The organism is Mesorhizobium sp. USDA 3734 (genome assembly GCF_056279665.1).
In genome coordinates this window covers 3,035,224-3,054,517 of the sequence record NZ_JBWCCW010000001.1, presented here as the reverse complement: position 1 = coordinate 3,054,517, position 19,294 = coordinate 3,035,224, and the positions used below count along the sequence as shown (strand labels likewise).

The 19,294-nt window shown below is 62.3% G+C and carries 17 protein-coding genes; 10 read left to right on the top strand and 7 right to left on the bottom strand.

The genetic code is table 11. The features are described 5' to 3' along the window. Positions 1 to 448: 448 nt before the first annotated feature. Positions 449 to 1,858, bottom strand: a complete 1,410-nt coding sequence (gene glnA / locus ACZ89F_RS14660; protein ID WP_476092596.1) for a type I glutamate--ammonia ligase — start codon at positions 1,856 to 1,858, stop codon at positions 449 to 451. A gap of 65 nt (positions 1,859 to 1,923) precedes the next feature. Next, positions 1,924 to 2,262 (bottom strand): P-II family nitrogen regulator, encoded by a 339-nt coding sequence (locus ACZ89F_RS14655; RefSeq protein WP_006205430.1) that lies wholly within the window; start codon positions 2,260 to 2,262, stop codon positions 1,924 to 1,926. A gap of 358 nt (positions 2,263 to 2,620) precedes the next feature. Here ACZ89F_RS14655 and ACZ89F_RS14650 point away from each other — a divergent pair, with 358 nt between their 5' ends. Together ACZ89F_RS14650 and ACZ89F_RS14645 are read left to right on the top strand one after the other, a co-directional pair. Beyond that, complete coding sequence (locus tag ACZ89F_RS14650) at positions 2,621 to 4,153, top strand: NAD(P)H-hydrate dehydratase (RefSeq protein ID WP_476092594.1); 1,533 nt, start codon at positions 2,621 to 2,623, stop codon at positions 4,151 to 4,153. Further along, entirely contained in the window at positions 4,150 to 6,153 is a 2,004-nt protein-coding gene (locus tag ACZ89F_RS14645; RefSeq protein ID WP_476092592.1) for a hypothetical protein, read from the top strand. Before ACZ89F_RS14650 ends, ACZ89F_RS14645 begins: the two co-directional genes overlap by 4 nt. A gap of 12 nt (positions 6,154 to 6,165) precedes the next feature. Here ACZ89F_RS14645 and ACZ89F_RS14640 read toward each other — a convergent pair whose 3' ends face one another. Then, complete coding sequence (locus ACZ89F_RS14640) at positions 6,166 to 7,698, bottom strand: acyl-CoA carboxylase subunit beta (protein WP_476097288.1); 1,533 nt, start codon at positions 7,696 to 7,698, stop codon at positions 6,166 to 6,168. Between the two features lie 408 nt (positions 7,699 to 8,106). Here ACZ89F_RS14640 and ACZ89F_RS14635 point away from each other — a divergent pair, with 408 nt between their 5' ends. Beyond that, positions 8,107 to 9,531 carry a DEAD/DEAH box helicase gene (locus tag ACZ89F_RS14635; RefSeq protein WP_476092591.1) on the top strand — a complete coding sequence of 475 codons (1,425 nt, stop codon included), beginning with the start codon at positions 8,107 to 8,109 and terminating at the stop codon, positions 9,529 to 9,531. A 104-nt stretch (positions 9,532 to 9,635) separates the two neighbouring features. Here the strand turns inward: ACZ89F_RS14635 and ACZ89F_RS14630 are convergent, their stop codons facing one another. Both ACZ89F_RS14630 and ACZ89F_RS14625 read right to left on the bottom strand, forming a co-directional pair. Continuing rightward, on the bottom strand, positions 9,636 to 10,610 hold the full coding sequence (locus ACZ89F_RS14630) for an alpha/beta hydrolase (RefSeq protein WP_476092589.1): 975 nt from the start codon (positions 10,608 to 10,610) through the stop codon (positions 9,636 to 9,638). 75 nt (positions 10,611 to 10,685) lie between these two features. Further along, the gene (locus ACZ89F_RS14625; protein ID WP_476092588.1) at positions 10,686 to 11,507 is read right to left on the bottom strand and encodes an SDR family oxidoreductase; all 822 of its coding nucleotides are present in this window, start codon (positions 11,505 to 11,507) and stop codon (positions 10,686 to 10,688) included. 226 nt (positions 11,508 to 11,733) lie between these two features. On the opposite strand from ACZ89F_RS14625, the gene ACZ89F_RS14620 reads away from it, so the two are divergent. The 7 genes from ACZ89F_RS14620 (at position 11,734) to ACZ89F_RS14590 (ending at position 16,529) form a co-directional block, all read left to right on the top strand. Then, positions 11,734 to 12,768: a cysteine synthase A gene (locus ACZ89F_RS14620; RefSeq protein WP_476092587.1), complete on the top strand. Its 1,035-nt coding sequence runs from the start codon at positions 11,734 to 11,736 to the stop codon at positions 12,766 to 12,768. After that, positions 12,768 to 13,511 (top strand): alanyl-tRNA editing protein, encoded by a 744-nt coding sequence (locus ACZ89F_RS14615; RefSeq protein WP_476092585.1) that lies wholly within the window; start codon positions 12,768 to 12,770, stop codon positions 13,509 to 13,511. Before ACZ89F_RS14620 ends, ACZ89F_RS14615 begins: the two co-directional genes overlap by 1 nt. Positions 13,512 to 13,547: 36 nt before the next feature. Then, the gene (sseA, locus tag ACZ89F_RS14610; RefSeq protein WP_476092583.1) at positions 13,548 to 14,399 is read left to right on the top strand and encodes a 3-mercaptopyruvate sulfurtransferase; all 852 of its coding nucleotides are present in this window, start codon (positions 13,548 to 13,550) and stop codon (positions 14,397 to 14,399) included. A gap of 5 nt (positions 14,400 to 14,404) precedes the next feature. Beyond that, a complete protein-coding gene (locus ACZ89F_RS14605; protein ID WP_056588808.1) occupies positions 14,405 to 14,968 on the top strand; it encodes a GNAT family N-acetyltransferase in 564 nt (187 codons plus the stop codon). 116 nt (positions 14,969 to 15,084) lie between these two features. Beyond that, on the top strand, positions 15,085 to 15,642 hold the full coding sequence (locus tag ACZ89F_RS14600) for an OmpA family protein (protein WP_476092582.1): 558 nt from the start codon (positions 15,085 to 15,087) through the stop codon (positions 15,640 to 15,642). A gap of 182 nt (positions 15,643 to 15,824) precedes the next feature. Continuing rightward, a complete protein-coding gene (locus tag ACZ89F_RS14595; RefSeq protein WP_476092581.1) occupies positions 15,825 to 16,292 on the top strand; it encodes a DUF1203 domain-containing protein in 468 nt (155 codons plus the stop codon). A 63-nt stretch (positions 16,293 to 16,355) separates the two neighbouring features. Then, positions 16,356 to 16,529 (top strand): hypothetical protein, encoded by a 174-nt coding sequence (locus tag ACZ89F_RS14590; protein ID WP_476092580.1) that lies wholly within the window; start codon positions 16,356 to 16,358, stop codon positions 16,527 to 16,529. Here ACZ89F_RS14590 and ACZ89F_RS14585 read toward each other — a convergent pair. Continuing rightward, positions 16,526 to 17,818, bottom strand: coding sequence for an outer membrane protein (locus tag ACZ89F_RS14585; protein ID WP_476092579.1), 1,293 nt, complete (start codon positions 17,816 to 17,818; stop codon positions 16,526 to 16,528). The genes ACZ89F_RS14590 and ACZ89F_RS14585 overlap by 4 nt on opposite strands. Before the next feature lie 223 nt (positions 17,819 to 18,041). Beyond that, positions 18,042 to 19,157 carry an alanine dehydrogenase gene (ald, locus tag ACZ89F_RS14580; protein ID WP_476092578.1) on the bottom strand — a complete coding sequence of 372 codons (1,116 nt, stop codon included), beginning with the start codon at positions 19,155 to 19,157 and terminating at the stop codon, positions 18,042 to 18,044. Positions 19,158 to 19,294: the final 137 nt, after the last annotated feature.

Sequence of the window (19,294 nt, the reverse complement as noted above, 5' to 3'; positions counted from 1 at the left end):
CATCCACAGCCAGGTTGGCGGCGTTGACAGGTCGCAGTGCAGCATGCGTATTCGCAGGCCTTGGGGTTACGTCACGCAATGCTGTTCGGACGGGCGGGGTTTTCTTGAACGGCGGCATTGGCGGGGGCGCCGGACGAGCGGTCACTGTAGCCTGAGACAGTGCTCCGCTCGCTCCTGGCTTCATTGTTCGTGATCCAACAATGATCACTTTCCATCCATCGGACTTTGCTGAGCCCGGGACTGACGTCACCGGATTGGATCGCGCGCTCACGAACCGAGGCATCCGCACGATCGTCGAAAACTCAACGCAGATACGCTCATGTCCAGCCGGCGCGTGCGAGCGGGCCGATCGGTAGACACGACCATCTGAGCGCAGCAAAAAGCCCTTGAAAGAGGGAAATCTTTCAAGGGCTTGAATATTGGATTGAATCTTAGTCGGAGATGAATCTCAGACGGAGTAGTACATGTCGTACTCGACCGGATGCGGGGTCATTTCGAAGCGCATCACTTCGGCCATCTTCAGCTCGATATAGCTGTCGATCTGGTCGTCGTCGAAGACGCCGCCGGCTTTCAGGAAGCCGCGATCCTTGTCGAGGCTCTGCAGCGCCTCACGCAGCGAACCGCAGACGGTCGGGATCTTCTTCAGTTCCTTCGGCGGAAGGTCGTAAAGATCCTTGTCCATCGGCTGGCCGGGATGGATCTTGTTCTTGATGCCGTCGAGGCCGGCCATGAGCAGCGCAGCGAAGCCGAGATAGGGGTTCGCGCCCGGATCGGGGAAGCGGACCTCGACGCGCTTGGCCTTCGGCGACGAGCCGAACGGGATGCGGCAGGACGCCGAGCGGTTGCGCGCCGAATAGGCGAGCAGCACCGGCGCTTCGTAACCCGGCACCAGACGCTTGTAGGAGTTGGTCAGCGGATTGGTGAAGGCGTTGATCGCCTTGGCGTGCTTGATGATGCCGCCAATGTAGAACAGGCAGCTTTCCGACAGGCCGGCATATTCATTGCCGGCGAAGGTCGGCTTGCCGTTCTTCCAGATCGACATGTGGACGTGCATGCCCGAGCCGTTGTCGCCGAAGATCGGCTTCGGCATGAAGGTCGCCGTCTTGCCGTAGGCATTGGCGACCTGGTGCACGACGTATTTGTAGATCAGCATCTTGTCGGCGTTGCGCACCAGCGCGTCGAACTTGATGCCGAGTTCGTGCTGGGCAGCCGCCACCTCGTGATGGTGCTTTTCCACACGCACGCCCATTTCGGCGAGCACGGTCAGCATTTCGGAGCGCATGTCCTGCGCGCTGTCGATCGGCGGCACCGGGAAGTAGCCGCCCTTGACACGCGGACGGTGGCCGAGATTGCCGGTCTCATAGTCGGTGTCGTCATTCGACGGCAGTTCGGTCGAGTCGAGCTTGAAGCCGGTGTTGTAGGGGTCGGCCTTGTACTTCACGTCGTCGAAAACGAAGAACTCGGCTTCCGGGCCGACATAGATGGTGTCGCCGATGCCTTCCGCCTTCATGTAGGCCTCGGCCTTCTTGGCCGTACCGCGCGGATCGCGGTTGTAGGATTCACCCGAAACCGGATCGAGGATGTCGCACAGGATGACCATGGTCGACTGCGCGAAGAACGGGTCCATATGGACCGTCTCCGGATCGGGCATCAGCACCATGTCGGACTCATTGATGGCCTTCCAGCCGGCAATCGACGAGCCGTCGAACATCACGCCATCGGCGAACATGTCTTCCTCGACCTCGATGACATCCATCGTCACGTGCTGCAGCTTGCCCTTCGGGTCTGTGAAGCGCAGGTCGACGAATTTCACGTCGTTGTCCTTGATCTGCTTCATGATGTCTTTGGCTGTCGTCATGTCATGTATCCCTGTTTGATGACGTTTTTTGATGATGACGTTTTCAGGAGGATGGCCGGGTCAGGTCAGACCGCGTCCATGCCCGTTTCGCCGGTGCGGATTCGCACAACTTCCTCGATATTGGAAACGAAGATCTTGCCGTCGCCGATACGGCCGGTCTGGGCCGCCTTGCGGATGGCCTCGATCGCACCTTCGACCGCGTCATCGCCGAGCACGACCTCGATCTTCACCTTGGGCAGGAAGTCGACGACATATTCGGCGCCGCGGTAGAGTTCGGTATGACCCTTCTGGCGACCGAAGCCTTTTGCTTCGGTGACTGTGATGCCCTGCAGTCCGGCCTCCTGAAGCGCTTCCTTCACTTCGTCCAGCTTGAATGGCTTGATGATCGCTTCGATCTTTTTCATGTAAAAAGTGGCCTCCACTGCCAAAAAAACGGGTTGTGAGCCCCCGCTTGCGCCTCCATCTAGCACGAACTGTGCCAATTGGACGGATTCGAAGCGGTCTCATACGATTTCAAAGCCGCGCCGCGCCGGGATGCAAATTCGCGTCATTCGCTGCACCGGAAGCGGCATGGGCTGCCGGAGCCTACACAGCGCTAGCACCCACGTCTGCGCAAAAATTAGGCATATTGCCTATCCCTCAGGCAATTTGTGTCTGCGATGCCCTCATGCCGACGATATGGCTGCGAATCTCGGCAACTCCCCTTTGTTTGCTTCGGATCGAAAATTGGACAATGCTTGATCGAATGCGGATCGGCAATCCATGAGCAACGAACTTCTTGTCCCCGCCGAAATGAGCGAGGCGGATCGGCTGACGATCGTCGCCGGTCCAGCCGACGGCATCGGCCTGATGCGGCGCGCGGGTGAGGCGGTTGCGGCCGAGGTTCTCAAGCGTTATCCCTCGGCCACGCACGTCCATGTGCTGTGCGGCCCCGGCAACAATGGCGGCGATGGCTATGTCGTCGCCCGCATCCTGGCCGCCAGCGGCGTCGGCACAACGATCTGGGCATCCGGAGCGCCGGGGTCGGAAAGCGATGCGGCGCTCGCCGCCGCGGAATGCCCGATCAAGCCCCGGCCGCTGTCTGGTTTCGACGCCGGGTCTGGCTCGATCGTGGTCGACGCGCTCTATGGGGCAGGGCTGTCCAAGCCGCTGTCCGGCGATGCCGCGAAAGCCGTCGATACCGTAACAGCCCTGCGCCTGCCCGTGGTCGCGGTCGACCTGCCGTCGGGCGTTTCAGGAACCAGCGGCGAAATATTGGGCAGGGCGTTTCGCGCCGAGGTCACCGTCACCTTCGCACGGAAAAAGCCTGGCCACCTGCTGCTGCCGGGACGCGGGCAATGCGGTGAAATCGTGCTCGCCGATATCGGCATCGGCGACGGCATCATCGCCCAGCTCGCTGTGTCGACCTTCGAAAATGTGCCGGACCTGTGGTTGCAGGAATTTCCCATGCCGGCGGTGGACGCGCACAAATACAAGCGTGGCCATGTCGGCGTCTTTTCCGGCGGACCGAGCGCGACCGGCGCGGCCCGGCTGTCGGCGCTCGCTGCCGCCAGAAGCGGGGCAGGGGCCGTCACCGTGCTGTCGCCAGCCAATGCCATGCAGGTGAACGCGACACACCTGACCTCGATCATGCTGCGCAGGACTGACGACGTCGAGGACATCAAGGCGTTTGTCGGCGAACGTCGGCCGTCGGCTTTTGTTCTCGGACCCGGCTTTGGTGTTGGTGAAGGAACTCGGGCCTTCGCGCTTGCGCTTCTCGGCTCTCGCCGACCGCAGGACGCCTCCGCAGGGGTCGAAGGCCTTGTGTTCGACGCCGACGCGATCACTTCGTTTCGCGAGGCTCCCGACGTCTTGTTCCAAGCCGCCCGTCAGCCCAACGCACCGACTCTGGTGATGACACCGCATGACGGTGAGTTCGGCCGACTGTTCCCCGATATCGCCGGGGACAAGACCCTGTCCAAGCTGGCCAAGGCGCGTGCCGCCGCAGCACGGGCCAATGCGGTCATCGTCTATAAGGGCGCCGACACGGTGATTGCTGCGCCTGATGGCATGGCGGCGATCAATTCCAACGGCGCGCCGTGGCTGGCCACAGCCGGGTCAGGCGATGTGCTGTCGGGCATCATTGCCGGTCTGCTGGCGCAAGGCATGCCGCCCTTCGAGGGCACCTGTGCGGCGGTGTGGTTGCATGCCGAAGCCGGCAGCCGGTTCGGCCCCGGCCTGATCGCCGAGGATCTGCCGCTGGCGCTGGTGTCGGTGTTGCGCGAACTCTTCGACGCGCGCACGGCTGCTCAATGAGCCGCGCCCTGATTCTGTTGCTCGCCGCTCTCTTTGGCGCCTTCATGGCATCGACGGCGCGCGCCGAAGGTCCTGTGACCGTCGTCGATAATCCGGCGGTGCTCGCCGCGCTCGATGCCAAGGGTTTCGCCTTCGCCGACGTTTTCGGGGTCGACGGCGAGGACGATCTGAAGACGCTCTACGACGAGACGCCGGCCTATCACGCCATCGTCGAAACGGTAGCCTCTGATGTTGCGGCGCTGCGGGCCGACATGAAGGCCGGCGGGCGGCCGCTCTACGAGGTCACCGACGGCAATGTCGGCCGCATCATGGACATGCGCTGGCTGAAGACCGATGCCGCGCGTTTCCGGCTGGTCGGCGTCGTCAACCGGCTCGACCGTCGCGACTTCGCTATGCTGCAGGACGACAAGAGCTGCGGCGAGGTGCGCTTCATCTACCGCCTGGCCTACAGTTTTCGCAAAAACGGCAAGCTGCTGGCATCGCGCCTGCCGTTCAATTTCAATGCCGTCTACAGCGCCGCACCCGATGCCGATGGCGGCTGCGTCGGGGTTGCCGGGCGCTGGACGCCCCAGCTTGACGAGAACGTCGATGCCGGCTGGCTGACGGGCGGGCCGCTGGAGAAGGCCGGGCTGACCTTCAAGCAGCTGGAGCTCAACGCGCAGGTGGTGCGCTTTCCCTCCGGCCAGGAAACCGAGTTCGGCGGGCAGGCTGCCTATCTCATGCGGATATTCGGCATCGATGGTGCTGATATCAGCGAGAAGCCGCTGGAGAACACGCCCGATACCGAACGGCTCTCGCAGGACGCGGCGCTGAAGGCACGGCTCGCCGCCTATGTCGGCACCAACCTGCCGGCGGTCGACGAAGGCGTCTATGAAATCCCCGACGAGTTCCTGGCCAGGAAAATCATCTCATGGTCGACTTTCGGCAGTGCAAGGCGGGCCAATCATCCGTTTACGCAACTATTCCAATCCAAGGAATTCGCACCGCTCGATTATTCCACGCTGAAACTCGTGCGCACGCCGGAAGCGCTGATCGAGCGGCTGGACAACGGCGCCTGCCAGGGCTGCCATCAGGCCGGTTCCACCGCCGGTTTCCATTTCATCGGGCTCGACGACAAGACGACGTCGCCGCTCAATCGCATCGAGGTGGGTATTTCGCCGCATCTTCATGCCGAGATTCCGCGCCGCCAGGCCTGGCTTCGCGCCACGACCGAAGGCAAGCAGCCGAATCGCTTCCGTCCGCTCTCCTTTGCGCCGCCGGCGGCCTGGACGGACGCTGGCGCGGTCGACTACGCACCGGCCGAGATGGCGATGCCCTGCCTGATGCCGGAAGACGCCGCCCGCTTCGGCGCGACCTGGCAATGCGGCGGCGACACCGTCTGCACGCCACTGGCCACCGCTTCAGGCGTGCACACCAAACTGGCGCAGTGCCTGCTTCCGAAGGACAGCGAAAAGATGTTTTCCGGGCATCCATGCCTGACCGGCTCGATCGCCAGCAACGCGGCGCAGCCTTTCAACGACCGCTACAGCATATCGGGCCAGTTCGCGGCCTTCGCACCGGAGGTCTCGCGCACCGCTTACACCTGCCGCCCGCCGAAGATCGGCGTGCCCGGCGGAATCGCCTATCGCGGCTGCGACGACAAGGACCGTACATTTGCCGCCTTCAAGGCCGGCAAGCCGATGCCGAACGAGATCTGCGGCCTGGTCGGCGGCAAGAAATTCGACATCTGCGTGGCCACCAACAACTTCGATCAATGCCTTGGCGGCGCCGTCAATCGCGGCAACCGGCCGGCCTGCTCGGCCGATCATTTCTGCCGCGAGGACTATATGTGCCAGTCGCTGCCGCCGGACACGCCGGGCATCGGCAAGGTCAGAGGCATCGGCTTCTGCTCGCCGACCTACTTCATCTTCCAGATGCGCATCGACAACCACGCAACGCCATGGGGCAGCCCTGTCCGCGCCACCATGGGGGCGGGGTTCGGCGCGGCGGAAGAGGAATGAGCTGCCGACGTCTCACAGCGGGATGTTGTCGTGCTTCTTCCAGGGGTTCTGCATATCCTTGTTGCGCAGCATGCGCAGCGCTCGCGCAATACGGCGGCGGGTCGAGTGCGGCATGATCACCTCATCGACATAACCGCGTTCGGCGGCGACGAAGGGCGACAGGAAGCGATCCTCGTAGGCCTTTGTATGGGCTGCGATCTTTTCGGCGTCACCGATGTCCTTGCGATAGATGATCTCGACCGCCCCCCTGGCGCCCATTACCGCGATCTGCGCCGTTGGCCAGGCATAGTTCATGTCGCCACGCAGATGTTTTGAGGCCATCACGTCATAGGCGCCGCCATAGGCTTTTCTGGTGATGACGGTGATCTTCGGCACGGTGGCCTCGGCATAGGCGAACAGGAGTTTCGCGCCGTGCTTGATCAGCCCGCCATATTCCTGCGCGGTGCCGGGCAGGAAGCCGGGAACGTCGACGAAGGTGACGATGGGAATAGAAAAACAGTCGCAGAAGCGCACGAACCGCGCCGCCTTGCGGCTGGCGTCCGAATCGAGCACGCCGGCCAGCATCATCGGCTGGTTGGCGACGAAGCCGACCGTGCGGCCCTCGACGCGTCCGAAGCCGGTGACGATGTTTTTGGCGAAATTCTGCTGGATCTCGAAGAAGTCGCCTTCGTCGGCGACCTTCATGATCAGTTCCTTGATGTCGTAGGGCTTGTTGGCGTTGTCGGGAATCAGCCGGTCGAGCGACAGATCATGGTCGGTGACCGACTGGTAGCATTCGATCTCGGGAAGCTCCGATGTGTTGGAAGCCGGCAGCAGGTCGACCAGCCGGCGCATCTGCAGCAGCGCCTCGACGTCATTGTCATAGGCGCCGTCGGCAATCGAGGATTTCGTCGTGTGGACGGAGGCACCGCCAAGGCTCTCGGCGGTCACCGTCTCGTTGGTCACGGTCTTCACCACATCGGGCCCGGTGACGAACATGTAGGAGGTGTCGCGCACCATGAAGATGAAGTCGGTCATGGCAGGCGAATAGACGTCGCCGCCGGCGCAAGGCCCCATGATGACGGAAATCTGCGGAATGACGCCGGAGGCAAGCACGTTGCGCTGAAAGATCTCGGCGTAGCCGCCGAGTGCCGCCACGCCTTCCTGGATGCGCGCGCCGCCGGCGTCATAGAGGCCGATGATCGGCGCGCGGTTGCGCAGCGCCATCTCCTGCACCTTGATGACCTTCTCGGCATGCGCTTCCGACAGCGAGCCACCGAACACGGTGAAATCCTTGGCGAAGAGATAGACCGGGCGGCCGTTGACTGTGCCCCAGCCGGTGACCACGCCGTCGCCGGCGATCTTCGTCTTCTCCATGCCGAAATCGGTCGAGCGGTGCTCGACATACATGTCGAATTCCTCGAACGAGCCCTCGTCGAGAAACACCTCGATGCGTTCGCGCGCGGTAAGCTTGCCCTTCTTGTGCTGGGCGTCGATGCGCGCCTGGCCGCCGCCCATGCGGGCGATGTCGCGGCGGCGCTCGAGTTCCTTCAGCACGTCTTTCATCGATACCTCCCAGGCCAGCGGCATTTCGTGGTAATCGCGCCGGCAAGCGAGCGCAAGCGCCGCTTGCGCCAGGGGTTTTTGCTGCGCTGCAACATGAAGCCCCTTGCATTCCGAGGCGAACTCAGCCATATGCAGCCCATAGGCGCTTGGGCCGGGAACGAATCCGGCCTTCTCGACGAATGAGACTGGTTGCGTCTGTTTTCCCTCTTTCCGGTATATCGGCCCTCTTTCCGGTACATCACAAAGCGGCGAAAAAGCCCCGTGGCATGATGCCTGCGGGCACGACAGCGCAGCCGAGTGGACGTTACCGTCCGCCCGCCTTGTCGTTCCATATCAAATTTTCGACGGCAGGTTGCGCCCTGTCGCCATCGATGTTTGCGGCCAGAAGCCGCGTGAAAGAAGATTATTTTGACCAACGAAAACACTTTACCCGGTAGCAACACTGCGGAACTCACCGGTTTCGCGGCACTGGGTATTACGGGTGCGCTGCTCAAGGCCACCCATGCCGCCGGTTTCACCGAACCGAAGCCTATCCAGGCGCAGGCGATCCCGCCGCAGATGGAAGGCCGTGACATTTTCGGCATCGCCCAGACCGGCTCGGGCAAGACCGCGGCCTTCGCGCTGCCGATCCTGTCGAAGATCATTGCACTCGGCACCAAGCGCCGGCCGAAGACGGCGCGTGCGCTGATTCTGGCGCCGACGCGCGAACTCGCCGTGCAGATCGAAGACACGATCAAGATCCTCGCCAAGGGCGCTCATGTCTCGACTGCGCTCGTGCTCGGCGGCGTCTCCCGCTTCAGCCAGGTGAAGAAGGTTGCTCCCGGCGTCGACATCCTGATCGCCACGCCCGGTCGGTTGACCGACCTGGTGCGCGAGGGCGACCTCGTGCTTGCCGACACCAAATGGCTGGTGCTCGACGAAGGCGACCGCATGCTCGACATGGGCTTCATCAACGACGTCAAGCGCATCGCCAAGGCGACCGCGCCCGATCGTCAGACGGTGCTGTTCTCGGCGACCATGCCCAATGAAATAGCCGAACTGGCCAAGGGCCTCTTGAAGAACCCGATCCGTGTCGAAGTTGCGCCGCAAAGCACGGCGGCGGCCGAGATCGTGCAGGGCGTCGTCTTTGCCCGCACCAAGCAGAAGCGCCAGGTGCTGTCGACAATGCTTGCCGATGAGGCGATGAAGTCCGTCATCATCTTTTCGCGCACCAAGCATGGTGCCGATAGGGTGACCAAGGACCTCGAGCGCGACGGCTTCAAGGCCGCCGTCATCCATGGCAACAAGTCGCAGAATGCCCGCCAGAAGGCGCTCAACGATTTCCGCGAGGGTTCGGTGCGCATTCTGGTGGCGACCGACATTGCGGCGCGTGGCATCGACGTGCCCGGCATCAGCCATGTCGTGAATTTCGACCTGCCGGACGAAGCGGAAAGCTACGTTCACCGCATCGGCCGCACCGGCCGCAACGGCATGGACGGCATCGCGATCACGCTTTGCGATCCTTCCGAGAACAGCAAGCTGCGCCAGGTCGAGCGCATCATCCGCACCAAGCTGCCGATCGTTGCCGACCATCTCGGCAGCCCCGATCCGCAGCGCAATCCGGCTGAAAAGAACGAGCGCTTCGAGCCGGCCAATGATCGCAACGACCGCAATGGTCGTCGCGACGGCAGGCGGCCCGGCGGCGAGAACAAAGGCAACGGCTTTGCCAAGAAACGCTTCGGCGACAAGCCGGCCTTCGCTGGCGAACGCAAGCCGGAAGGCGCCAAGCCTGCCTTCAAAGGCAACAACAAGCGCCGCTTCGGCGGCAAGCGTCCGGCGGCGCGGGCGGCGTAAGCCAGACCGCGTTGTAATCAGTCAGGCTCAGCCTGGCTGATTGCCGAGACAGACCAAGGAAAGGGCGGCCGAAGCGATGCTTCGGTCGCCCTTTTTTCGTCTGCTTACTTGACCACCGCCTCGACCCAGACGGCAATCCTTTGCGCCAGAAATTCCGTGGTCGATGGCGACAGCGCGTCGCCGGCGATGACGTGATTGTCCGGGTCGCCCGTGTCGTCGACCGGAACCAGTTCATGCGGCGCGCCCCAGCGTCCGGCAATCTCGCGGGTGCGGTCGGGCCGCACCACTTTGTCCGAATCCGAAAAGATGAACAGGGCAGGGATGGTCGCCTTCTCAACCGGTGCGCCATAGGCAAGCTCGGTCAGCGCCTGCATCGGCAAGGTCGCCTCGATCGGGTAGCGGGTGGTCCAGAATTTTTCATGCAGCGCGTTGCGTGGCACGAAGCTGTGTTCCTTGCCGGCCACCAGCCTGGCGATCTGTTTGCCCCATGGCATGGTCAGGATCTCGGCGCCGGACGCCTTCACGCCGAAATTCGGCGAGATGAACGCGATCGCCGCCACCCCGTCCGATGCACCCGGCTGCGTTGCCGCCCATACCGCCAGTGAGCCGCCGGTCGAGGTGCAGATGACGATCACCTTGTCGCCGATCGCCCGGCCGACGGCGATCGCTTCCTCATAGTCGTTGATCCAGGCATTGATGCTGCCTTGCGTCATCGCCGCGCCGTCCTGCCCATGACCGGTAAGGCGGGTATAGAAGAGATTGGCGTCGAGCTGGTCGGCCACGTCGTCGGGCAGCGGGCGGACCTCACCCTTCGATGCGGAAAAGCCGTGGATGTAGACGATCGACAGCGGCGTCCTGGCATGCACCATCGGATTGGCCCAGACGATCTCCTTCTCCAGCCCGTCGCGGATTCCGGGTACAGCGGTTTCCACCTTTGCCACATAGGCCTGCGGATCGTCGCCGATGACCGAGGGATCGAAACGGATCGTTGTGTCGACGGGAACGCGTGGGCCGAACACGAAGGCCAGTGCGAGGATGGCGACAAGGCCCAGCACAGCAAGCACGATCCGTCGCCCCATCGCAGACTCCACGCAACACTATCTCAACCTATGGCGGCGGCCACCAACAGGCAACGCCGGCCTGAAAAGGGGTATCTATTCGATTGGTGGCTTGCGGTCGTAGTGCAGCGGCCGCGCCTTCCAGCTGGTCGTCAGGCTGATCACCCCTCTGCACAGCGGCCTCGGCAGCAGGCTGAGCAGTTTCAGGGGCCAGCTTGTCCGGCGCGGGAAGGTGACTTCGAAGCCGCCGGACTTGATGCCTCGCGCCATGCGGCGCGACGCGCGGCTGACCGGCATCAGTCCCGGCATCGGCAGCATGTTCTTCTCGGTCAGCGGGGTGTCGATGAAGCCAGGATTGAACACCTGGATGCGCACGTTCATCTTGTCGAAATCATACTTCAGCGACTCGGCCAGGATGTTGATTGCCGCCTTGGTGCCGCCATAGGCGGCCGTTGTCGGCCAGCCGAAATAGGACGTGACGGAGCCGACCAGCACGACATGGCCGCGCGCCCGCACACGCATGCGTTCGATGACGGGCACCAGGCCATTGATAATGCCGAAATAGTTGACCTCGAAGGTCCGGCGAAAATCGTTGACGACCAGATTTTCGCCCGGCGTCGATATGTAGTTCCCGGCATTGAAGACGGCGAGCACGATGGGACCGAGCTCCTTCTCGATCGCGGCGACGGTTCTTGCCATTCGCGGCTCGTCGGTGACGTCGCAGGGAAAGGCCGTGACACTGCCCGGCATCTGCGCGGTCTCGACGACAAGCGTGTCGATCGGATCGTCGTCGAGCGCTGTCACCGCCACGGCATAGCCCTGGGACGCTAGATCCCTGGCCAGCGCTCGGCCGATGCCGCTTGAGCCGCCTGTGATCCAGGCGACGCCGTGCTTCGGGTTGGCCCGATAGAGTGTCATGCTGCGCCCTGTCGACTTGTTGGTGATTTGCTCTAGCGAGGAAGAAATCGAATGAAAAGCCGCTTTTCAACGTCAGCTGGAAATGAACAGTGGCGCAAGAGGTCTGTCTCGGGAAGCGTTGACGCAACTACAGTGCCGCAAATGCGACTGGACCAGACAAATTCTTGCCTTGAAACCGAAGCTTCGGGTTTCTAGGGTTTCGGCGCACGCACACAAGGAATCCTGAATGCCCCGTTCTGTGATCGACGCGATCGGCAACACGCCTCTGATCCGCCTCAACAAAGCTTCTGAACAAACCGGTTGCGAGATCCTGGGCAAGGCCGAATTCATGAATCCGGGCCAGTCGGTCAAGGATCGCGCCGGTCTGTTCATCATCCGCGACGCCGAGCAGCGCGGGCTGCTGAAGCCGGGCGGCGTCATCGTCGAAGGGACGGCCGGCAACACGGGCATCGGGCTGACGCTGGTCGCCAAGGCGCTTGGATACCGCACCGTCATCGTCATTCCCGACACACAGAGCCAGGAAAAGAAGGACACGATCAAACTGCTCGGCGCCGAGCTGATTGAAGTGCCTGCCGTGCCCTACAAGAATCCCAACAATTACGTGAAACTGTCGGGGCGGCTGGCCGCGCAGTTGGCAAGGTCCGAGCCGAACGGCGCCATCTGGGCCAACCAGTTCGACAATGTCGCCAACCGTGACGGCCATATTCGAACCACGGCGGAGGAAATCTGGAACCAGACCGGCGGCAAGGTCGATGGCTTTGTCTCGGCGGTCGGTTCGGGCGGAACGCTGGCCGGCGTCGCCTTCGGGCTGAAGGCGAAAAGCAAGGATGTGAAGATCGCGCTCGCCGATCCCCTGGGGGCCGCGCTTTACTCCTTCTACACCAGCGGCGAGCTGAAGTCCGAAGGCAGCTCGATCACGGAAGGCATCGGACAGGGGCGCATCACCGCCAATCTCGAAGGGTTCACGCCGGACTTTTCGTTCCAGATCCCCGACGAGGATGCGCTGCCGATCGTCTTCGACCTGATCCAGGAAGAAGGCCTTTGCGTCGGCGGCTCGACCGGCATCAACATTGCCGGCGCGATCCGCCTGGCCAGGGAATTGGGCCCCGGCCACACCATCGTGACCATTCTTTGTGATTACGGCACGCGCTATCAGTCGAAGCTGTTCAATCCGGAATTCCTGCGCGAGAAGCAGCTGCCGGTGCCCGGCTGGATGGAGCAGCGCAGCACAATTTCGGTGCCGTTCGAGAAAGTCGCCTGATGGCGTACAGGACGGATGCCCTGTTTCGCGACGATGCGTATCTGCGCACGGCGGATGCGACGGTTGTTGCCGTCAACGATCGTGGCGGCATCATTCTCGACCAGACGATCTTCTACGCCACGTCAGGCGGCCAGCCGGGCGATACGGGCGCCTTGGAGCGCGGCGACGGCAGCCGCATCGCCATCGCCGCCACCATTACCGGCGAGACCAAGGACGAGATCATCCATGTGCCGGCGCCGGAGCAAGCGGTGCCACAGGTCGGTGAGCGGATGAAACTCGCCATCGACTGGGAGCGGCGGCACCTTTTGATGCGCATGCATGCTGCCTGCCATCTGCTCACCGTCGTCTGCCCATTCCCGATCACGGGTGCTTCGGTTTCAGAAGACGACAGCCGTGTCGACTTCGACGCTCCGGATGCCGGCTTCACCAAGGAGGACGTCACCGCAGGGCTGATGGAACTGGTGCGGGCCGACCACCCGATCTTTGTCAGGCTGATCAGCGACGAGGAACTGGCCGCCAACCCCGGCCTGGTGAAGTCCAAGAACGTCCGGCCACCTGTCGGCACCGGCAAGATCCGCCTGGTCTGCATCGGCGACAATGCTTCGGTGGACAGCCAGCCCTGCGGCGGCACCCATGTCAAAAGCACCGGCGAAGTCGGTGAAATCCACATCGGCAAGATCGAGAAGAAGGGCCGCGAGAACCGGCGCTTCCGCATCCGCTTCGGCCCGATGCCGGCGGCCTGATACACAACGCTTTGCCTAGGATAGAGGGAACAAAGAATGGCTGAAGATAGCCCTTTCACCGTTGATGCGGACTGGCTGCAGGAGCGCCTTAGCGAGCCGGGCTTGGTGGTTGTCGACGCGTCCTGGTACCTTCCGGCGCAGAAGCGCGATGCGCGCCAGGAGTACGAGGCGGCGCACATTCCGGGTGCCCGGTTCCTGGATCAGGATGCGGTTTCGGATCCCGATTCGCCGCTGCCGCATACGTTGCCGTCGCCGCAGCATTTCGCCCAGTATGTGGGCGCCATGGGCGTGTCGGCCGATGACACCATCGTCGTCTATGACGGTCCGGGTTTCTTCTCCGCACCTCGGGCGTGGTGGATGTTCCGGGTGATGGGCGTGTTCCAGACTTATATTCTGGACGGCGGTTTCGATGGCTGGAAAGCCGCCGGCAGGCCGGTAACGGCCGAACCGACTAAGATCGCGCCAAGCGTGTTTCATGTCGATTTCGACGCCGGTCGCGTCGCCAGCCTCGCTGACATGCGCCGGGTGGTCGACACCAGGGAAAGCCAGATCGCTGACGCGCGTGGACCGGGCCGGTTTACCGGTGCGGAACCGGAGCCTCGTGCTGGCGTCCGCTCCGGCCATATGCCTGGCGCGCGCAATCTGCCCTATTCGGCGCTGTCGGAAAATGGCGAGCTGTTGTCGAAGGACCGCCTGCGCAAGGTGATCGAGGAGGCCGGCATCGATCTGTCGAAACCCATCATCACTTCATGTGGTTCCGGTGTTACCGCGGCGGTGGTGACCCTTGCGCTGGAAACGCTTGGCCATACGAACAACAGGCTTTACGACGGCTCATGGACGGAATGGGGTGGGCTTTCCGACACGCCGGTCGTGACCGGCAAGGAATGAAAACGATGGAAAACGGTGCGCTGGAAGACATCGAAGTCACGGTGACATTCCTCGAGATGCATGTGCCGCCGGCCTATTCGCCGCCCGTGCCCTATAACCGTCAGGTCGCGCTGCTGAAGACCAAGGACATTCCCCTGCATTTCTACCGCTATCTGATGGACCGGGTGGGGCGCAAATGGCACTGGGTCAATGTGCTGCGGCTGGATGATGACGAGCTTTCTGCCGGCATCCACCGCGAGGACCGTGATATCAGGGTGCTCTATCTCGACGGTGCGCCGGCCGGCTTCTTCGACCTAAAGCCGCATCTGCCGGAAGAAGTCGAACTTGCCTATTTCGGCATGATGGAACACGCGACCGGGCAAGGCATCGGCCGCTGGTTCCTGGGTTCGGCAATCGCCGCCGCATGGTCGTACGGACCGAAGCGGGTGACGGTGCAAACCTGCACGCTCGATCATCCGGCCGCCCTGCCGCTCTACCAGAAGCTCGGCTTTGCACCGGTGGCGCAAAAGAAGGAAATCGTGCATCCGCTGCCGTTCACCGAGCGCTCGGCCAGCGTCATGCGGCCGTGACACCAGCCGGAATCTGACATCAGCAGGAATCTGAACTCGCCGTTCATCGGCGCTTCAGGCTGCCTTTGGCATGTTGACCGCACCATCAAAGCGGCCAAGGCCGAAGGAGACAAGACATGCTGACCCGCCGTACACTCGCTGCCGCGCTGATCGCGGCCATTGCCATGCCGAGCCTTGCCGCCGCCCAGGCGACAACGCCTTCGGCCGCGACGATTGAGCGGAAGCTTGAGGCGGCACCGCGCGTGAAGTTGCGGCCGAACGAGCGCGTCACCATCCGCGAATTCAAGCGGCGCCCGGATCTGCGCCGCATGGCCCGCTCGATCGATATCCAGTCGATCAACTTCGCCTTCGGTTCGGCTGCCATTTCCAACTCGCAATACGACAAGATCGAGAACATCGCCGATGCGCTGCGGCGCATCCTGCGCCGCGACCCCGGCGCCCGCGTGCTGATCGAGGGCCATACCGATGCTGTCGGCTCCTTCCAGTCGAACCAGGCTCTGTCCGAACAGCGCGCTGCCTCGCTGAAGCGCACGCTGGTGCGCGAATTCGGCGTGCCCGGCTATGCACTCGAGACCGTCGGCTACGGCGAAGAGTTCCTGCTCGTGCGGACGCAGAACGAAAACTGGCAGAATCGCCGCGTGACGCTGCGACGCTTCGACGATTTCGTCCGCTGATTCACAAGGCACGGCATACGTTGTTTAGCTGGCTTATCATGCTGGATTGAAGAGACCGCTGATCCGGCAAGTTGGTCCGGGACCGATCGCTGCAGCCGATCGGTCCTGGACAGTTGGCAGGAATCGGGTGGGAAGCGTCGAGCCGAGGGCATAATTTCCGGCCAACGCACCGGAGATTTCACATGACAATCCAGTTCAAAGCCTTGCCGACCGAAGATGTCAGGGCGCTGCAGCGCGGCGGCGCCGATGCCTATGGCCAAACGCCCGGGCGCAAGATTTCCGACGGTGACGGCATGCCTTGCCGGCATTGCCTGAAGAATATCGCCGCGGGGGACGCTTACCTCATTCTAGCCTACCGGCCATTCCCGGAGCTTCAGCCCTATGCCGAAACCGGGCCGATCTTCCTGCATGCCGAGGAATGCGACCGTGCCGTCGGGAGCGAAGCACTTCCCGAGATTCTTGAAAGCCCCGACTATATCGTGCGCGGCTATGGCAGGGATGATCGTATCGTCTACGGCAGTGGCGGTGTCATCCCGACTGGCGACATCACCGCGTGGGCCGCGACCTTGCTGGAACGCGACGATATCGCCTACGTCCATGTCCGCTCGGCGCGCAACAATTGCTACCAATGCCGCATCGAGCGCGCTTGAGGCGCGGGATTGCCGACTGGTGACGCTGTCGTACTCCTGTCGCACAATCGCGATAGAAAGCCATTGTCGATCGATTTGCCGACCGCGGATGAACCGGCGGCAAATCTCGATATCGAGGAAGCGGGGCTTTGGCTCCGCTTTTTTGTTGCCTGCGTTTTCGCAAGAATTGTCCGCGCAACGAAAAAGCCCGCCGGCGAGGCCGACGGGCTGCAACTGTTTGGCTGGAGGGCCTTTTAGTTGAACTTGTACTTCGCGCCGAGACGCACGGTATGGAATGAAGAAGTGGAGGTGATTGAGTCGTCAGGCAGAGAAAGCTCCGACGAGAAATCCTTCTTGGCGAACTGTGAGTAGCGATATTCCAGACCGACGGTGACGTTGCTGGACAGGGCTGTTTCCAGACCACCACCAACCGAGAAACCGCTGGAACCCCAGTCGAGGATGTCGCCGATCGGGTCGGAAGCGTTCAGATCGAAATGCTGCCAGCTGTAGCCCGCCAGCGCATAGGCGAGGGTCGATTCGTTGACTTTCATACCGACGCGGCCCAGCACATCGAAACCATAGTCGGTATCGACATTGATCGACCCGCCGCCAAGATCCAGCTTCGAGGTCATGCCGGAGTAGCGGGCATCGACCATGACGCCTGCGACCCAGCTGCCGAAGTCATGATCGTAGCCAACGTTCAGTTCACCAAAGACGCCCTCGCCGCCGAGACCGTTGAACTTGGCGCCACCAAGCGGTGGGATTTCGATCTGGTGCACGGAAGCGCCCGCGCCAAGACCGCCGCCAACGTAGAAGCCAGTCCAGTTGTAGGCAGGAGTCTCGAAGGTTGCGCCGCCGCCATTTTGCGCATTGAAGCGATAGTTGGCAGCTACCTGGAAGGTATGCCGCGAGGTATCCGTGTTGAGGACGCCGTCTGGAACGCCGAGATCGGAAAGAATGTTCGCGGTACCAAAGCGGGTATAGCGATATTCGGTCTTGATCGTCCAATTGCTGTTGATGGCCGTTTCAACACCGCCGCCAACGAAATATCCGCTCTGATCCCAGTCGAGGCCGAAACCGGCATTCGTGTCGAGCTTGTACTTCTGCCAGGAATAGCCGCCGAGCACGTAGCCCAGAGTGTTCGGCGTGAAGAGGTAGCCGACTCGCAAACCGGCGTCGAAACCATAGGTCTCCTGAATCGAAGCGCTCAATCCGCCAGCATCCAGCGAGGTTTCTATATTGCCGACGTGAGCGTCAAGGATGCCGCCAAGCAGGAAGCGGGGCGAAACCATGTAGTCGTAGCCAACCGTCAATTCACCGTAGACGCCTTCGCCTCCGATGCCGTTCAGCGAGATAGGTGCAAAATCAGTGCCCAACTCGTGCACATTGGCCCCGGCGCCCACGCCAAAGCCGACATAAACGCCGCTCCAGTTGAAGCCGGATGCTTCGACCGGCTGCACAACGTCGGCCGCGTGAGCGGCAGACATCAAAGCTACGAGTGACACAGCGGAAAACAGAAAAGACTTCGCAGAAACGCGAACAAACATAGCCCAAACCCCTAATTAATAAAGCCCGGAATCTTCCTAGCAGGGAGTCGGCTAATTTAGGTATGGCAAAAATGCAACATTGTTAGGCAAAGTGCCGTAACGGCACATGTTTTTGATCCTGAATTGCCTGAAAAACAGGCGCCGATATCCTTGATTTCTCAAAGAAAAAACCCGCCGGCGTAAACCGGCGGGCTGACAGGAGAGAGTTTTCCTAGGTGAGATTTCAGGCCGCGAGAACCGCTTTCGGCTCGACCAGTTCGTAGCCGAGTGCCTCGGCGACAGCCCGGTTGGTGATCTTGCCCTTGTGGACATTGAGGCCGTTGCGCAAATGGTGGTCGTCGACCAGCGCCTTCAAGCCCTTGTCGGCAAGCTGCAGGCCATAGTGAAGCGTCGCGTTGTTGAGCGCATGGGCCGAGGTGACCGGCACCGCGCCGGGCATGTTGGCGACGCAATAGTGGATGACGCCGTCGACCTCGTAGGTCGGCTCGGCGTGGGTGGTGGCGTGCGAGGTCTCGAAGCAGCCGCCCTGGTCGATGGCGACGTCGACCAGCACCGAGCCCTTCTTCATGCCCGAGAGCATTTCGCGCGAAACCAGCTTGGGCGCCGCCGCACCAGGGATCAGCACCGCGCCGACGACGATGTCGGCTGAAAAGCACTCTTCTTCCAGCGCTTCGACAGTCGAGTAACGGGTGTGGACGCGGCCGGCGAAGAGATCATCCAACTGGCGCAGGCGTGGGATCGAGCGGTCGATGATGGTGACATCGGCGCCAAGGCCCACTGCCATCCTGGCAGCGTGCAGGCCGACGACGCCGCCGCCGAGCACGGTGACCTTGCCGGGCAGCACGCCGGGCACGCCACCCAGCAGCACGCCGCGGCCGCCATTGGCCTTCTGCAGCGCCGTGGCGCCGGCCTGGATCGACAGGCGTCCGGCAACTTCCGACATCGGCGCCAGCAGCGGCAGGCCGCCGCGATCGTCTGTCACGGTCTCGTAGGCGATTGCGGTCACGCCGGAAGCGAGGAGGCCCTTGGTCTGCTCCGGATCCGGAGCAAGATGAAGATAGGTGTACAGGATCTGGCCTTCGCGAAGCTGCGCCCATTCGTTGGGCTGCGGCTCCTTGACCTTGACGATCATGTCCGACTTGGCGAACACGTCGGCAGCAGTCTTGGCGATGGTGGCGCCGGCGGCGCGATAGGCGTTGTCATCTGCGCCGATGCCAGCCCCGGCGCCGGTCTCGACCAGCACTTCGTGGCCATGGGCGACATATTCGCGGACCGAGCCGGGGGTGAGGCCGACGCGATATTCGTGGTTCTTGATTTCCTTGGGGCAGCCAACGCGCATTTTCTTCTCCTGATCCGGCCCTTTTGGGCTCGTTCCCTGTATGGGTGGAGTGAACCACGAATCGGTGCGCAGGTGTTTGCGAATGCGCTTGCGCCAACAGGTGAGTTTCGATAATCGTTGCGCAAAATAACCATATT